General features: G+C 72.0%; 9 protein-coding genes. 1 reads left to right on the top strand and 8 read right to left on the bottom strand.

Going from position 1 to position 15,036, the window contains the following annotated elements:
* Positions 1–3 precede the first annotated feature (3 nt).
* The gene (locus tag GTO19_RS12960; protein WP_291021309.1) at positions 4–1,104 is read left to right on the top strand and encodes a chemotaxis response regulator protein-glutamate methylesterase; all 1,101 of its coding nucleotides are present in this window, start codon (positions 4–6) and stop codon (positions 1,102–1,104) included.
* A gap of 22 nt (positions 1,105–1,126) precedes the next feature.
* Here the strand turns inward: GTO19_RS12960 and GTO19_RS12955 are convergent, their stop codons facing one another.
* The 8 genes from GTO19_RS12955 to GTO19_RS12920 form a co-directional block, all read right to left on the bottom strand.
* A complete protein-coding gene (locus tag GTO19_RS12955) occupies positions 1,127–1,573 on the bottom strand; it encodes a hypothetical protein (RefSeq protein ID WP_291021308.1) in 447 nt (148 codons plus the stop codon).
* A gap of 203 nt (positions 1,574–1,776) precedes the next feature.
* Positions 1,777–2,211, bottom strand: a complete 435-nt coding sequence (locus GTO19_RS12950; protein WP_291021307.1) for a universal stress protein — start codon at positions 2,209–2,211, stop codon at positions 1,777–1,779.
* 126 nt (positions 2,212–2,337) lie between these two features.
* On the bottom strand, positions 2,338–4,602 hold the full coding sequence (locus GTO19_RS12945) for a PAS domain-containing protein (RefSeq protein WP_291021306.1): 2,265 nt from the start codon (positions 4,600–4,602) through the stop codon (positions 2,338–2,340).
* Positions 4,599–5,609: an ABC transporter substrate-binding protein gene (locus tag GTO19_RS12940; protein ID WP_291021305.1), complete on the bottom strand. Its 1,011-nt coding sequence runs from the start codon at positions 5,607–5,609 to the stop codon at positions 4,599–4,601. Before GTO19_RS12940 ends, GTO19_RS12945 begins: the two co-directional genes overlap by 4 nt.
* Positions 5,610–5,668: 59 nt before the next feature.
* Positions 5,669–6,862 carry an ATP-binding protein gene (locus tag GTO19_RS12935; RefSeq protein ID WP_291021304.1) on the bottom strand — a complete coding sequence of 398 codons (1,194 nt, stop codon included), beginning with the start codon at positions 6,860–6,862 and terminating at the stop codon, positions 5,669–5,671.
* Complete coding sequence (locus GTO19_RS12930; RefSeq protein WP_291021303.1) at positions 6,859–13,140, bottom strand: PAS-domain containing protein; 6,282 nt, start codon at positions 13,138–13,140, stop codon at positions 6,859–6,861. Before GTO19_RS12930 ends, GTO19_RS12935 begins: the two co-directional genes overlap by 4 nt.
* A gap of 160 nt (positions 13,141–13,300) precedes the next feature.
* Positions 13,301–13,687, bottom strand: coding sequence for a response regulator (locus tag GTO19_RS12925; RefSeq protein WP_291021302.1), 387 nt, complete (start codon positions 13,685–13,687; stop codon positions 13,301–13,303).
* Between the two features lie 155 nt (positions 13,688–13,842).
* A complete protein-coding gene (locus tag GTO19_RS12920) occupies positions 13,843–15,003 on the bottom strand; it encodes a galactosyldiacylglycerol synthase (RefSeq protein ID WP_291021301.1) in 1,161 nt (386 codons plus the stop codon).
* Between the last annotated feature and the right edge of the window lie 33 nt (positions 15,004–15,036).

Raw genomic sequence — 15,036 nt, 5'->3', positions numbered from 1 at the left:
GACGTGGCCAAGACACGCATAGTGGTGGTGGACGATTCGGCGCTGGTGCGCAGCCTGCTCGCCGAGATCATCAACCGCCAGCACGACATGCAGTGCGTGGGCGCCGCGAGCGACCCGCTGGTGGCGCGCGAGATGATCCGCGAGCTCAACCCCGACGTCATCACGCTGGACGTGGAAATGCCCCGCATGGACGGGCTGGAGTTCCTCTCGCGCCTGATGCGCCTGCGGCCCATGCCGGTGGTGATGGTGTCCACGCTGACCGAACAGGGCGCGGAGATCACGCTGCGCGCGCTGGAGATGGGGGCGATCGACTTCGTGGCCAAGCCGCGCATCGGCGTGAGCCAGGGCCTGAACGAGCTGGCCGGCGACATCGTGGACAAGATCCGCGTGGCTGCCGCGGCGCAGGTGCGCCGCCTGGCGGCTCCCGCTGCGGCAGCGGCCGCGTCCGCGGCCCACGCCCAGGCCACGGCCTCGGCGCGCCCCGCCGCACCGCTGCCGCGCGTGTCGACCGAGAAGATCATCTGCATCGGCGCCTCCACCGGCGGCACCGAGGCCATCCGCGAGGTGCTGGTGCCCATGCCGGCCGACGCGCCCGCGATCGTGATCACCCAGCACATGCCGCCGGGCTTCACCACCAGCTTCGCCACGCGGCTCGACGGGCTGTGCAAGATCCGCGTGGCCGAGGCGCGCGATGGCCAGCGCATCCTGCCCGGCCACGCCTACATCGCCCCCGGCGGGCGCCACCTGCGCATCGACCGCAGCGGCTCCAATTACGTGGCCGTGGTGGAGGACACCGAACCCGTGAACCGCCACCGACCCTCGGTGGAGGTGCTGTTCAAGTCGGCGGCGCGGGTGATCGGCCCCAACGCCATCGGCATCATGCTCACCGGCATGGGCGCCGACGGCGCCAGCGCCATGCGCGAGATGAAGGACGCCGGCAGCTACAACTACGCGCAGGACGAGGCGAGCTGCGTGGTCTTCGGCATGCCGCGCGTGGCCATCCAGAACGGCGCGGCGCACGAGGTGCTGCCGCTCAACCAGATCGCGCCGGCGGTGTTGGCCCGCCTCGCGAACGCACCGGCCGGTGTGCGTCACCGCATCTGAGCCGGGGAGGGCCGGGGCTCGCTCAGACCTTCTGGCTCACGTGGCTGCCCGCAGGGTCGCGCGCCACGGCCGGGCCTTCGTAGACGTCGAGCGATTTCGCGCGGGCCGCGTTCACGGCATCCGGCGCACGGGCCGCTTCGGCCTCGCGCGCCAGCGCCTGTTCCACCACGCTCGCGCTCGCGTCCCACACCTGACGCAGGGTCTGGCGCAGCTGTTCCACGGTCTCACGCTGCGCTTCCTGGCGCTGGCGCACACGCTCCAGCTCCTGGGCGCGCAATTCCACCTCGGCCTGGCGCTGCAGGGCCAGGTCGGCGGCCTTGCGCACGGGCTCGCCGGGTGCGGTGTCCACCGCCGGGCGAGCCGAGGCTTTCTGCTGCCGGCCAGACCCGTGTTCCAGGCCGGCCTGGGTGTCGCGCGCGGCAGGCGCCGACGGCGCCACCGCCACCACCGCGGGCACGGAAGCGGCCACGGGCGCAGCCGTGGAAGACCAGGAAACGGAAGCAGTCGGGTTGGACGGGATCATGGGCACCCCCAATGATGTCGGTCGCCAGGCAGGGACAAGCCGGGCGTTCTGACATCCCTATCGGCCGAATTGGCAGGGACTTGAGGGGCTTTTCGGGGGATTGGCGGCGCGGTGATGGGCGGTTGGGGGAAGGCCGGCCTGGGCGGCGATCAGTCGGCCACCCGCACCACCGTCACCGGCACCCGCGCATCGCGCACCAGGTCGAAGCTGACCGAGCCGAGCACGCGGTCGGCCAGGCCGGCCGCCCCGGCACCCACCACGATGGCCTGCGCCCCATGTCGATCCGCCAGGTCGAGCAGGGCCGGGCCGATGTCGCCCTGGTGCACCACCTCCACGTCGACCGCGACGCCAGCGGCCGTCAGCAGCTGCTGCGCCGGCTTGATCAGTTCGCGCCCCGCTGCTTCGGCCACGCGGTCCAGCACGGCCGGGTCGCGCGCCACCACCACCTCGTACAGGCTGGCGCTGGCCTGCACGTTGGCCAGCACGCAGCGCGCCCGCAGGCCGTTGCCCACCAGCGTGAGCACGTGGCGCACGGCGGCCATGGATTCGGGCGAACCGTCGACGGGGATGAGGATGCGCAGCATGTCGGTCTCCTTCCGTTCCCCGCCGGCCTCAGGGCGGGTCGGGGCGTTCGTTGAACAGGCACCAGTGCACGGATCCTAGGCCCTCGGGAGGCCGCGGTCATCCCGGGAATGCGCGGGGTTGCCTGTTCATTCCGGGAACTCCAGGAAGAAGGTGGTGCCCTGGCCGGGGACGCTCTCGGCCCACACACGCCCGCCCATGCGCTGCACGGCCTTGGCCACCAGGGCCAGGCCGACACCGGTGCCGGGGTAGTCCTCGGCGCGCTGCAGGCGCTGGAAGATGCCGAAGATGCGGTCGTGGTACTTCATGTCGAAGCCCACACCGTGGTCGCGCACCCAGACCCGCTGGCCTTCGGCCGACAGGCCCGCGCCGATCTCGATGCGGGGCGGCTGGCCGGGGTGGGCGAACTTCAGCGCATTGCCCACCAGATTGCGCAACACCACGGACATGCCTTCGCGGTCCAGCCGCAGGCGCAAGGGCGCCAGCGCAAGCCTCACCTCCGCGCGGCTGCGGTCGATGTCGGCGCCGAACTCGTCGAGCACGCGCTGCACGGTGGACATCAGGTCCAGCGGTTGCAGGTCCATGGCGCGGCGTTCCATGCGCGAGTAGTCCAGCAGGTCGTTGATGAGGCTGCCCATCTGCTGCACGCCGCGGCGGATGCGCTTGACGAAACCACGCGCCTCTTCGCCCAGCGCGGGGCCGGCCTCTTCCTCCAGCAACTGGCTGTAGCCGTCGATGCCGCGCAGCGGTGCCTTGAGGTCGTGCGACACGGTGTAGCTGAAGGCCTCCAGTTCGCGGTTGGCGGCGCTGAGCTGCTCGGTGCGCTCGCGCACGCGGTGCTCCAGGTCGGCGTTGGTGCGCTGCAGGGCCAGTTGGGCCTCCTTGAGCGCCGTGATGTCGAGCAGCGTGCCGGCGTAGCGCCAGGCGCCATCAGGTCCGAGGTGGCGCTCCACGCTGGCGCGGAACCAGCGCTCCTCGCCCAGATCCGGGTGGCGGCGGAACTCGGCGTGCGCCACGCCCTCTCCGCCAGCCGAAAAGCGCATGAAGCCGTGGACCCTGCCGCGGTCCTCCGGGTGCAGGCAATCGAGGTAGCCCGCCAGCGTGGGCGGCGGGCCCAGCGCCGGGTCGCGCCCGATGTTGCGAAACATCTGCCCGGACCACCAGACGCGCCCATCGGCCATGTCGAAGCGCCAGCTGCCCAGGCCGGCCAGGCCCTCGGCCTGCTCCAGCAGGCCTTTCTGTTCGCGCAGCGCCAGTTGCGCCTCTTTCTGCGCCGTGATGTCGAGCAGGATGCCACTCATGGTGTCCATGCTGCCGTCGGGGCGCAGTGTGATCGAGGTGCGGTCCTCGATCCAGACCCAGCGCCCGTCGGCGCGTCGCAGCCGGTATTCCTGCCGGTACTCGGTGATGCCGGCGGCCAGGTGCGTGTCGATCTCGGCGTTCATGCGCTGCAGGTCGTCGGGGTGCACGAGCTCGTCCCAGTCGATGTCGCCGCGCAGCAGTGCATCGGCCTCGTGGCCCCACTGCGCCACCGTGGGACTGAGGTAGGTCATGGGCCAGCCCGGCGCGTTGGCCCATTCGATCACCACGGCAGGCGAGCGGTCGACCAGCGCGCCCAGGTGCTGCAGGCGCCGCTGGTTCTGCTGCAGGCGCTCGGCCATGCGGTCGGCCGCGCGGCCGATGAGGGCCAGTTCGTCGAAACCCTGCAAGCCGGTTCGCACCTGCAGCCGGCCCTCGCCCATGTCGGTGAGCGCGCGGGCGAGGCGCTCGGCGCGGCGGAACCACACGAAGTGCAGCACCAGCCCCAGCAAGCCAGCCAGCGCCAGCAGCAGCGCCGTCTCGCGCAGCATCTCCTGGCGCAGTTGCGCGTGGCGCTGCGCCAGCGGCACGGTGGTGTCGACCAGCACCACCAGCCGGCGGCCGTTGCTCAGGGGCACCGCGCCCAAGAGTTCGTGGCTGTCGCCTCGGTGGCGCGGCACGATGGCCAGCGGGTCCAGCGCCCCCCGGGGCAGCGTGTCGAGGTAGGCGAACTCGGGGCGCCCCGCCACCACCTCGGCGAAGTCGCGGCCGACGTCCGAGCGTGTGAGCGAGGCCTGCACCCGCCCCCCGGGCTGGAGCAGGAAGGCCGCGCGCATGCCCTTGTACAGGCCCATGCCACCGATGACGCCGCGTGCGAAGGACAGGCTGGACGGATCGGCCTGCAGGTTCAGGCGGCTCTGCTCGACGGTGAGGCGCTCGCGCAGGCGGCGCGTCTCGGCCTGCGTCACTTCGGCGTCGAGCTGACGCACGCCCATGACGTACTTGGTGCCCGCCGTCAACAGCGCGAACAGCGCCAGCAGCAGCGGCACGAGCCAGCGGCCCGGGGGCATCCAGCGGCCGGCCGGCCCGATCATGAATGCCCCGGCGCGCCGAGCACGCGCTTGAGGGCCGAGGTCTCCACCAGCTCCACCAGAAGGGGCATGCGCCGCAACAGGCCGGCTTCCATGAGCGCGCCACCGACGGCGCGCGCCTTGGCCTCGAGCTCGACCGAGGGCCCGGTGAGCTGGCGCAACGAGGTCTGCAGGCCCACGAATTCCACGTCCTTGAACACGCCCACGTAATCGATGGTGCTCAACTCGGTGCCGCGCGCGAGCGTGGAAGCCGCTTGCGAGGTGTCGGTGCGCAAGGCCTGGAGGCCGGCGTCCCAGGTCCGCAGCAACTCGTCCACCGCCTCGGGCCGTTCGCGCAGCACCGCGGTGCGCACCACCAGCACGTCGACCACCTCGCCCGGTATGCCACGGCTGCTGAAGATGGGCTGGAAACCCGCGGCGATGAGGGGCGCGGAGACGGGCGCGTAGCTCACCGCTGCGGCCACACGGCCATCGCGCAAGGCGTCGAGGTGGCCACCGACCTCCAGGTTCACCACGCGGATGTCGGCACGCGTCAGCCCCGTCTTGCCCAGCAGGCGTTGCAACATGAACGCGCCGCCCGAGCTGTCCTCCACCGCCACGAATTCGCCGCGCAGGTCCCGCGGCGAGCGGATGTCGGGCCGCGCCACCACCACGTCGGCGCCGTGCGAGGCGGCCAGCAGGGCCACGATGCGCAGGTCAAGACCGGCGTCCACGAGGCGCAGGGTCTCGTCCAGCGAGACCGCCGCCGCGTCGAGCAGGCCGTTGTTGAGCGCGCGCTGGACCTCGGTACCCGAAGCCAGCTCCACGACCTTCACCTGGCTGGGCGCCACCAGGCGCCGGTCGCGCGCGAGGACGAGGGGATCGAAGCCGACCCAGGCGCTCATGCCCACGGCCAGCGGTGGTTGCGGCACCTCGGCGCAACCCAGTAGCGCCATGAGCAGCACGAAGCAACCGGCGCGCCACCAGCGCGCCGGCCAGGTTCCTGCAAGTCGACCACCCTGTTCGTTCATGCCCCGGTTCCGTGTGTGCGCGGATTGTCGGCCGAATGGCTCACTTTCCGAAACAGCCATCAGCCATCCAGCGGCAGCGTCACCTCGAACACCACGCCCTGCTCCGGGTTCGAGCGCACGCCGATCGTGCCGCCGTGTGCTTCGGCGATCTGGCGCGCCACCGCCAGGCCCAGGCCGGTGCCTTCGTACTCGCTCTTGAGGTTCAGGCGCTGGAAGGGCTGGAACAGGCGGCTCACGTGCTCGGGCGCGATGCCGATGCCGTTGTCGCTGACGGAGACCTTGACCCGGCCGTCCTGCACACAGGCGCTCACGCGCACCTGGGGCGTGCGGTTGCGCGGCACGAACTTCAGCGCGTTGGTGAGCAGGTTCTGGAACAGCAGCGAGAGCAGGCTGGCCTGGCCCCGCACCACCGGCAGCGGGTCGATGCGCAGCTCGGCCCCGGTCTCGTGGATGCGCGCGGCCAGCGCGTCGCGCAGTTCGGCCATCACGCGGTCCAGCGGCACCGGCGTGGGTTCGTCGGTCTCGCCGGCCTGCAGCCGCGCGTAACGCACGACGTCATCGAGCAGGGTGCGCATGCGCGCGCTGGCGCGCAGCACCAGGCGCATGTAGCGCTGCGCCTCCGGCGGCAGTTGCGCGCCGTGGTCCTCGTCGATCAGGCCCACGAACTGGGCGATGGTGTTGAGCGGCTCGCGCAGGTCGTGCGAGGCGATGCGCACGAACTGCACCAGGCTGTCGTTGGCCAGGCGCAACTCGTCGGCGGTGCGCTGCAGGCGGGCGTGGCTGTCGCTCAGGTCCTCCTGCGCCACGGCGAGGTTCTGGCGGTCGGTGGCCGACATCTGCTTGAGCTGGTCGTTGGCCTGCTTCAGCCGAAGCTGGGTGCGCACGCGCGCCTGAACCACCGGCGGGTGGATGGGCTTGGCGATGAAGTCGGCCGCGCCGCGTTCCAGGCCGGCCTGTTCGAAATCGGCCTCGGCGTGGCTGGTGACCATGATCACCGGCAGGTCGGCCAGGTCGGGGTTGGCCTTGATGGCGTCGAGCACGTCGAAGCCGGAGAGGCCGGGCATCTGCGCGTCCAGCAGCACGATGTCGGGCACGGCACTGGCGATGCGCTCCAGCGCGTCCTGGCCGTGCATGGCAAAGCGCAGCCGGCCCAGGGGCCGCAGCGCCTTGGCCAGCACCTGCACCATGCCCGGGTCGTCGTCGACGATCAGGATGTCGGGCAGCACGGCGTCGATCAGGTCATGGCCCGTCATGGGGTGAGCTCCCGCTGCAGCAGCCCGGCGGCGGCCGCGAAGTCGAGCGCGCCAATGTGGTTTTCCAGTTCGCTGGCGCGCGCTTCGCCCAGGCGGCGGCGCAGCGCGGCACCGTGGGTGTCGAACAGGCTCAGGGCGTCGAGGTCGTGGCGCGCCAGCAGCTCGTGCAGGCGGCGCAGCGCCTCGTCGTCGGCGGGTGGCTCGCTGCTGTCGGCGCCCGTGCCGCCGCTGGCCTGGGCCAGCCAGCCCGTCGCGGCCAGTTGCAGGCGGCGCAGGCTGGCCTGCAGTTCGCGCCAGGGCGTCTGCAGGGTCTGGACCGATTGCCCGTCGCGCAGGCCGTTCTCCACCACGCCCGACTGGCGGTGCAGGACCACGGCGTCGATCAGGCCGGCGGCGCCGCGCAGCTTGTGCACGCGCGCGGCCAGTTGCTGGCGCGCGGCGGGCTCCAGCGAGGCGGGCAGCGTTTCCTCGGCCAGCGGGGCGAATTCGTCGAACAGGCGGCGCAGGCTGCGGCGCAGCAGCGCCACGTCACCGCCCAGGCGGCGGCGCGCCTGCGCGGCGTCGATGCCGTCGATCTCTGGCCAGTCGTCGGCCGGTGCGGCGGGCAGCTCGTCCATCAAGGGCGCGGGGGCCGTGGCCACGCCGCGGCGGGCCAGCGCCTGCACCGTGACGTCGAGCAACTGGTCCGGGTCGATCGGCTTGGTGAGGAAGTGGTCCATGCCGGCGTCCAGCGCGCGGCGCCGCTCCTCGGCCAGTGCGCCGGCCGTCAGGGCCACCACCGGCAGGTGGCACAGGGCCTCGTCGGCGCGCAGCTCTCGCGTGGCTTGCAGGCCGTCCATTTCGGGCATCTGCACGTCCATGAGCACCACGTCGAAGTGCGGGCCGTCGCGCAGCAGGGCCAGGGCCTCGCGGCCGTTGCTGGCCAGGAAGACGTGCGCGCCCTCGCGCTGCAGCATGTGCTGCGCGATCTCCTGGTTGATCTCGCTGTCGTCCACCACCAGCACACGCGTGCCCGCCAGGCGCCGCGCCGACGCGGGCGCGGTCTGGCGCTGCGCGTCCAGCACGCGCCGGCTGTGACCGTGGCGCGCCACCACGCCCTGGTTGACGGCGTTGAACAGCACCGAGGCGTTGACCGGCTTGGTGAGGATGTCGTCGGCCAGGCGCAGGTGGTCTTCGCGCGCGACGCGTTCGCGGTCGCTGGCCGAGACCATCAGCGCGGCGGGCATGCGCAACAGGCCGTGGCGTTCGGCCAGCGCGGCCAGTGACTGCAGGCCGTTCATGCCGGGCAGTTGCCAGTCGACCAGCATCGCGTCGGGCAGCGGCTGGCCGGCGGACAGGCGCTGCTCGATCCAGGCGAGCATGGCCTCGCCGGACTCACAGGACTCGGTGCGCCAGCCGAAGGCGCGCGCCATGTCCACCAGCGCCTGGCGCTCGGTGGGCACGTCGTCGATGACCAGAACCTCCAGCGCACCGCTGGGCGCCGTCAGGGTGTCGGGTGCGGCGGCCTCGCGCAGGTTCACCTCGAACCAGAACAGGCTGCCTTCGCCGGGCGCGCTTTCCACGCCGATGCGCCCACCCATCATCTCGACCAGGTGGCGCACGATGGACAGGCCCAGGCCGGTGCCACCGTGGCGGCGCGAGGTGGAGGCGTCGGCCTGCGAGAACGGCGTGAACAGGCGCGCCTGCACCTCGGGCGCGATGCCCTCGCCGCTGTCGCGCACCTCGCCGCGCAGGCGCACGGTGTCGCCATCGCGCGTGAGCAGGTTCAAGCTGACGTCGACCGCGCCCTGGGCGGTGAACTTCAACGCGTTGCCCAGCAGGTTGGTGAACACCTGGCGCAGGCGCAGCGCGTCGCCGCGCACCTGGCGCGGCAGCTCGGGCCCGGCGCTCACGCTGAGCGCGAGCCGCTTGGCCTCGGCTTGCTGGCGGAACACGGCGTCCAGCTCGGCCAGGAGCACGGCGGGCTCGAAGGGCGCGTCCTCCAGGGTGAAGGCGCCGGCCTCGATCTTGGCCAGGTCGAGCACGTCGTTGACGATGCCCAGCAGCGACTGGCTGGCCATCTGCGACTTCGACAGCAGTTGCTGCTGGCGCACCGTGAGCGGCGTGTCGCCCAGCAGGTGCGACAGTCCGATGACGGCGTTCAGCGGCGTGCGGATCTCGTGGCTCATGTTGGCCAGGAACTCGCTCTTGGCGCGGGTCGCGGCCTCGGCGGCCTCGGTGGCGTGAACCAGGTCGGTGATGTCGATGCAGAAGCCGGCGATGTGGCCGTCGGGCATGCGGTTCTCGATCATGCGCACCACGCGCCCGCTGCGCAGGCGCTGGATGAAGACGCTGTTGCCCGCGCGGTGCTGGGCCAGGCGCTGCGCGACCCAGCCCTCGACGTCCGCGCCGGTGTCCAGGATCTGCCCGCGCTGGAAGCTCGTGCGGATGATGGTTTCGAACGGTGTGCCGGGCGTGAGCAGATCGGCCACGTGCGCAAACAGGCGGCGGTACTTCTCATTGCACAACAGCAGGCGATCGTCCGGGGTGTAAAGCACGAAGGCTTCGTCCACGGAGTCGATGGCGCCGCGCAGCAGGGTCTCGCTGCGCGCCACGCTTTGCTCGGCGCGCTTGCGCTCGGTCATGTCCATGTAGGTGGTGACGAAGCCGCCGCCGGGCATGGGCGTGCCGCGGATCTCCAGCGGCGTGCCGTCGGGGCGCACGCGCTCGAAGCGGTGTGGCATGGGGCTGCGGGCGTTCACCAGCATGCGCTCGATGGTGGGCTCCACGTCGATGTCGCCGTACTCGCCGCGGCGCGCGTTGAAGCGCACGATGTCCTCGAAGCCGGGCACGCCGCGCGCGAACAGCGCGTCCAGTTCGAGCAGTTGCACGAACTGGCTGTTCCAGGCCACCAGGCGCAGCTCGGCGTCGAAGGCGCTGATGGCGCAGGGCATGTTCTCCAGGATGCTGTGCTGCAGCGCGTTCACGCGCATCAGCTCGGCCTGCATGAGGTGGCGGTCGGTGACGTCCTGCATGGCGCCGACGATCTGCAGCACCTTGCCGTCGAAGTCCTGCACCGGCTCGCCGACCACGCGCACGCGCAGTTCGCGGCCCTTGGCCGAGCGGAACGGCAGTTCGATGTCGAAGGGCTCGGCGCGCTTGCGTGCGGCACGCAGCGCCTCGCGCAGCTCGCGCTTGGCGTCGCCCTCGTAGAAGCTCAGCGGCGTGACCGGGTCGAGCGCGAACTCGATGCCGACCTCGTGGATGGCGTACATCTGCGGCGTCCACACCACGGTGCCGTCGGTGGTGTCGAACTGCCAGCCGCCCACGCCGGCCACGCGGCCCGTGCGGTTGAGCAGCGCCTCGCTGGCGGCCAGGCGCTGCTGAGACTCCTTGGCGGCGGTGATGTCGCGGTGCGTGCCGTACATCCACAGCGGCTCGCCCTCCTCCGTCCAGCTGTTCACGCGCCCGCGGTCGAGGATCCACACCCAGTGCCCGCCGCGATGGCGCATGCGCAACTCGCATTCGTACTGCGCCATGTCGCCCAGGAAGTGGCGGCGCAGCGTGTCGCGCGAGCGCTCTGTGTCGTCGGGGTGCAGCAGCGACTCCCAGGCACCCGGTCCCATGGCGGTGAGCTCGTCGAGCGTGAGGCCGAGCATCTCGGCGTAGCGCGCGTTGTACAGGCGCTCACCGGTCTGGATGTTCCATTCCCAGGTGCCGGCGTTGGTGCCGCGCAGGATGTTCTGCAGGCGCTCGCGCTCGCGCGACAGGCTGGCGGTGCGCTCGCGCACGAGCTGCTCCAGGCTGGTGTTGAGCTCCACCACCTCGCGCTGCGCCGCACGCTCGTCGGTGATGTCGCGCACGATGGCCGCGGTGCCCACCGGTTCGCCGCCCGCGTCGAGGATGGGCGAGAGCGTGATGGACACCTCCACGCGCTGGCCGCTGCGCGTGCGCAGCCAGCGTTCCATGCGCGGGGTTTCGCCAGCGCCCTCCTCGCCCTGGGCCAGCACCTGCGCGCCCTCGTCGTCGGAGGGCACCAGCAGCGTTTCGATGGTGTGGCCGGCGGCTTCGTCGGCGCTGTAGCCGAAGAGCGCCTGCGCGCCCCGGTTCCACGAGGTCACCCGGCCTTCCGGATCCAGGCCGATGATGGCGTCGCGCGTCTGCTCGACGATGGCCGCCAGGCGCAGCCGCTGGCGCCGCACCTCGTCGCGCCGGCTGCCATTGACCCAGTAGAGGTAGATGAGGGCCAGGCCGATCAGCAGCGCCAGCAGCACCAGCGGCAATTGCCGCAGCACCGCCGCACGGGCGAGCGCGGCCACGTGGTCTTGCGGCATGACGACGAGAAAGCGCAGCAGGCCGACGTCGGTGTCGGGGTTGCCGCGCAGTTCCGACTGACCCACCAGGGTCAGGCCTTGCGGCCCCTGCCAGCGCGGCGGCCCGCCGGCGCGGTAGGGGTCGACGGGCAGGTACTCGTCCTGCCAGCGCTGGCGCTGGCCGATGTCGAAGCCGTATTCGCGCTCGCGCTGCGGGTGGCGCAGGTAGTCGCCCGCGGCGTTGGTGAGGATGAAGAAGGCGCCCGGCGGCGAGCGCGTGGGGAACTGCACCACCGCGCGCTCGAGATCGACGTGCACCACCACGAGCCCGAAGAGCTGGCCCTGCGAGTCGAACACCGGCGTGGCGTAGCGCGCCACCGCGCGGCGCGGCGTCACCACCACACCGTTCTCGCGCTGCAGGACCATGTCGTGCACGAAGACCAGGCCCGGCGCGGCCCAGCGCGTGTCGCCGAGTTCGGCCGGGTCGAGCGTGGACGCCAGTCGCTCGGGCGGCACCGATTCCACGTTCAGGCCGTTGCGCTCCACGCGCACCAGCTCGCGCGCTTGGGGCCCCGTCACGAGCAGGCTGACCCGGAACACGTCGGTGGTGGTGCCAAGGTAGCCGGCGAAGGTCTGCTGCAGGCGCGTGGTCCATTGCGCCTGGGTGGAGCCGTCCTCGGGATCGACGCCGCCGTTTTCCAGGGCCCGCACCAGGCCGTGCACGGGCGGCGTGCTACCCAGGAACTGCACCGCCTTGCGGCGGAAGCCGCGCTGCGACTGCGTGCTGTCGGCGAAGCCTTTGGCGGCCGCCTCCAACTGATGCTGCGACTGCTCCATCGCCTGGTTGAAGTCGGCGTGGTAGCTCACCGCCAGGCTGACGGCCGCCAGCACGGCACCGATCAGGGCGCCACGGCGCAGCAATCGGCTGCGCAGGAAGTCCAGCGGGCCCAGTGGCGCGCGCGCGGCGCGCCCGGGCGCGGCGATCCAGGCCGCCGCCAGGCGCGAGCGCCGCGCCAGCATCACCAGCCCCGCGAGCGCCAGGCCCACCACGCCGACGATGGCCGCCGCCCCCAGCGGCGTGGGCCCGGAAAGGCGGTCGAACAGGGCGCGCGTCCCTTGCAGGCGCAGGGTCCAGTCGCGGCCATGGGCCGACAGGGCGGCGTCCACGCCGGCGATCACGGGGCCACCGGATGGGTCGCGCCCGTCGTACAGCACATGGGAGCCGTCACCGAGCGTGACCGCGATGTCGCGCGGTGCCGGCACGAGGTCGGCCAGCAGTTCCTCGACGATCAATGGCGCGACGACCCAGCCGATGGTGTCCTGCCAGCGCCGCTCGGCGTCGGGGCCCGGGTCGGCGCCCCGGTACACGGGCAGCAGAAACAGCAGGCCGCCGCCCGGCTGGCCGCTGGCCTGCACCAGGGTGAGCGGTGCGCTCAGTTGCGCGCGGCCTTCGCGCGCCGCGGCCTGAGCGGCGATGCGGCGCTGGGGCTCCGAGGCCAGGTCCAGGCCCACGGCGTGGGCGTTGTCGGCCAGCGGAAGCAGGTATTGCGTGACATAGGCCTCACCGGCGTTCGGCTCCAGGGTGCGCATCTGGAAATCCGGGGGTCCTTCGGCGCGTGCACGCGCCAGGAAGGCGTCCCTGTCTGCCGCAGCGACGCGGCGCACGAAACCGAAACCGTGCGCGCCGGGGAATTCGCGCGGCAGGTCGCGCGTGGAGACGTAGGCGTCGAAGCCCTGGCGCGTGATGGCCTCGCCGCCCGCGGCCATGACGGCGCCGCGCGCGCCGCGCAGCCCGTATTCGATCTGGCGCAGGCGTTCCTGCAGCCGCTGGCTGAGCTGGCTCGCCTCGGCCTGCAGGCGTTCCTGCGCGCGTTCGCTGCGCTCGGCGTGCGTCCAGGCGGCGGCCGCCGCCGCGCACAGCAGCACGCCGACGAACCACAGTCCCCAAGACCAGCGGTGCGGTGCCGCTTGACCGACCTTGTCCAAAACCGATGTCCTTCGGGCCTTCAGGCCCCGTTGAGCGGCGATGTTTGACCCACGCGCACCGCAGCGGCGGCGCACGCAGGGCATGCTAACGAGGGATGTCGGCGCGCGGCCGGGGAAATGAAGGGATTGCCCGGGGTTTTTCGACCAGCGCAGGAACCCGTCAGCTCACGTCCTGGAGCACGGCGGCGGCTTCGGCCTTGCCCAGCGGCTTGGTCAGGTAGCCCTTGACACTGCTGAAACTGCCCGCCCGCGTGCGGTCGGCCGGGTCGGCGGAGGACGACAGCATGGCCACCACGGCGCTGCCCCGGTGCGCCAATGGCAGCGACTCGAAGGCCTCCAGAAAGGCAAAGCCGTCCATCACCGGCATGTTGATGTCGAGCAGGATCAGGTCCACGCCATGGTCGGGCGAGGCGGCCAGGTGGGCCAGCGCCTCTTCGGCGCGCTCGAAGCCCAGCACCTCGCAGGGCACGCCGCAACGCTGCAGCGCCAGCCGGGTGAACAGCAAGTCGCTGTCGCTGTCGTCGACCATCATCACGCGGCGGGGCATCGGATCTCCGGGGGCAGTAAGGTGAAACAGACGCAACTGTAAGCGCCGCGTCAGTGCACGCACAAACCCCGCCCGCAGGAAAGCCCCGGCCGCGTGCGTTCCGCCCCACGCCGACTCCACCGATCTGACCGCCGGTCAGACCGACGCACACTTTTTCAGCACACCAGCTCGTCCGCCAGTGGCTGTCCCGAGCCTTGCGTGGCCCCCCGCAGGATGCCCGCCAGGATCTGCGGCACTTCGTACAGCGCGCGGTTGTGGTGTGCGCGCGCGCGCTCGCGCCAGGCCGGCAGGTCGCCCAGCAGCTCGGCCACGGCCGGCGCCAGGCCGGTGGCGCTGCGGTAGGCCAGGCCCACGCCGCGCTCGCGGATCCAGGTGGCGTTGTAGCGCTCCTGCGGCATGGTCCAGGCGTTGTCGGACACCACCACCGGCAGGCCGCGCTGCAGGGCCTCGCTCACGCTGCCGGGGCCCGGCTTGCCGATGAAGAAATCGGCCAGGTCCATGTAGCGCGGCACGTCGGACGTGAAGCCCACGATGTGGCGTGGCGCGCGCGCGGGCACCTGGGCCAGGGCGCGCGCCAGCGCCTGGTTGTGCCCGCACATGAGGATGAGCGGCACGTCGGGCAGGCGCCGGGCGATGCCCAGCATGGCGCGCGAGCCGTGGCCGCCGAACAGCACCAGGCCGGCGGGCTGCTGCGGGTCCAGTCCCAGGCGCGCGCGCTCGGCCGCGCGGTCGGCCACGGGCGGCCGGTAGAAATCGGGCCGCAGGATCATGCCGCTGGTGCTGTGCACGCGCTGAGGCGCGTGGCCGGCCGCCAGGGCCTGCGCCCGCGCGCGCGGCGTGCCGCAGATGAAGTGCTGCGGCTGGCCGCGCTCGATCCAGAAGCGCGGCGGGTGGTCCGCCAGGTCGGTGAGCACGGTGGCGTAGGGCACGCCGGGGCGTGCCTGCGCCAGGCTCTGGTAGAGGGCGCGGTTGAAGTTGGGGATGAGCGAGACCACCAGGTCGGGCCGGGTGGCGCGCCAGTGCGCGTGCAGCTTGCGCACCAGCGTGGGGTGCGTCAGGCGGATGAGCGCCTGCAGCAGTTTGAGCTCCTGCGACATGCCCAGGGTCCAGCCGCGCGCGAGGCGGCGGTTGTACCAGTCCTCCGGCGCGCTGCCGGTGAGGCGGCGGAAGTTCTGCGAGGGGTCGATCACCTCGAACAGATTGACCAGGCGAACGTTCCACGGGAGCTGCAGTTCGTTCAGCACGCCCTGCAGGGCCAGGGCGGAAGCGCGGTGGCCGCCGCCGGCGTTGAAGTAGATGAGATCGACCTGGGTCATGGGCCTGCCCTGGGGTGGTGGCGACGCGAACAG

Origin of the sequence: Hydrogenophaga sp. (assembly GCF_011772445.1) — a bacterium.
Lineage (GTDB): Bacteria > Pseudomonadota > Gammaproteobacteria > Burkholderiales > Burkholderiaceae_C > Hydrogenophaga.
The sequence above is the reverse complement of the archived record's forward strand: the minus strand, read 5'-3'. Positions and strand labels throughout refer to the sequence as shown.

What these genes read in the sequence shown, in the direction of transcription:
- GTO19_RS12950 (WP_291021307.1), bottom strand. Translation starts at nt 2,211, where the DNA reads ATGCTGCGCATCCTCATCCCCGTCGACGGTTCGCCCGAATCCATGGCC.
- GTO19_RS12945 (WP_291021306.1), bottom strand. Translation starts at nt 4,602, where the DNA reads ATGATCGGGCCGGCCGGCCGCTGGATGCCCCCGGGCCGCTGGCTCGTG.
- GTO19_RS12940 (WP_291021305.1), bottom strand. Translation starts at nt 5,609, where the DNA reads ATGAACGAACAGGGTGGTCGACTTGCAGGAACCTGGCCGGCGCGCTGG.
- GTO19_RS12935 (WP_291021304.1), bottom strand. Translation starts at nt 6,862, where the DNA reads ATGACGGGCCATGACCTGATCGACGCCGTGCTGCCCGACATCCTGATC.
- GTO19_RS12925 (WP_291021302.1), bottom strand. Translation starts at nt 13,687, where the DNA reads ATGCCCCGCCGCGTGATGATGGTCGACGACAGCGACAGCGACTTGCTG.
- GTO19_RS12920 (WP_291021301.1), bottom strand. Translation starts at nt 15,003, where the DNA reads ATGACCCAGGTCGATCTCATCTACTTCAACGCCGGCGGCGGCCACCGC.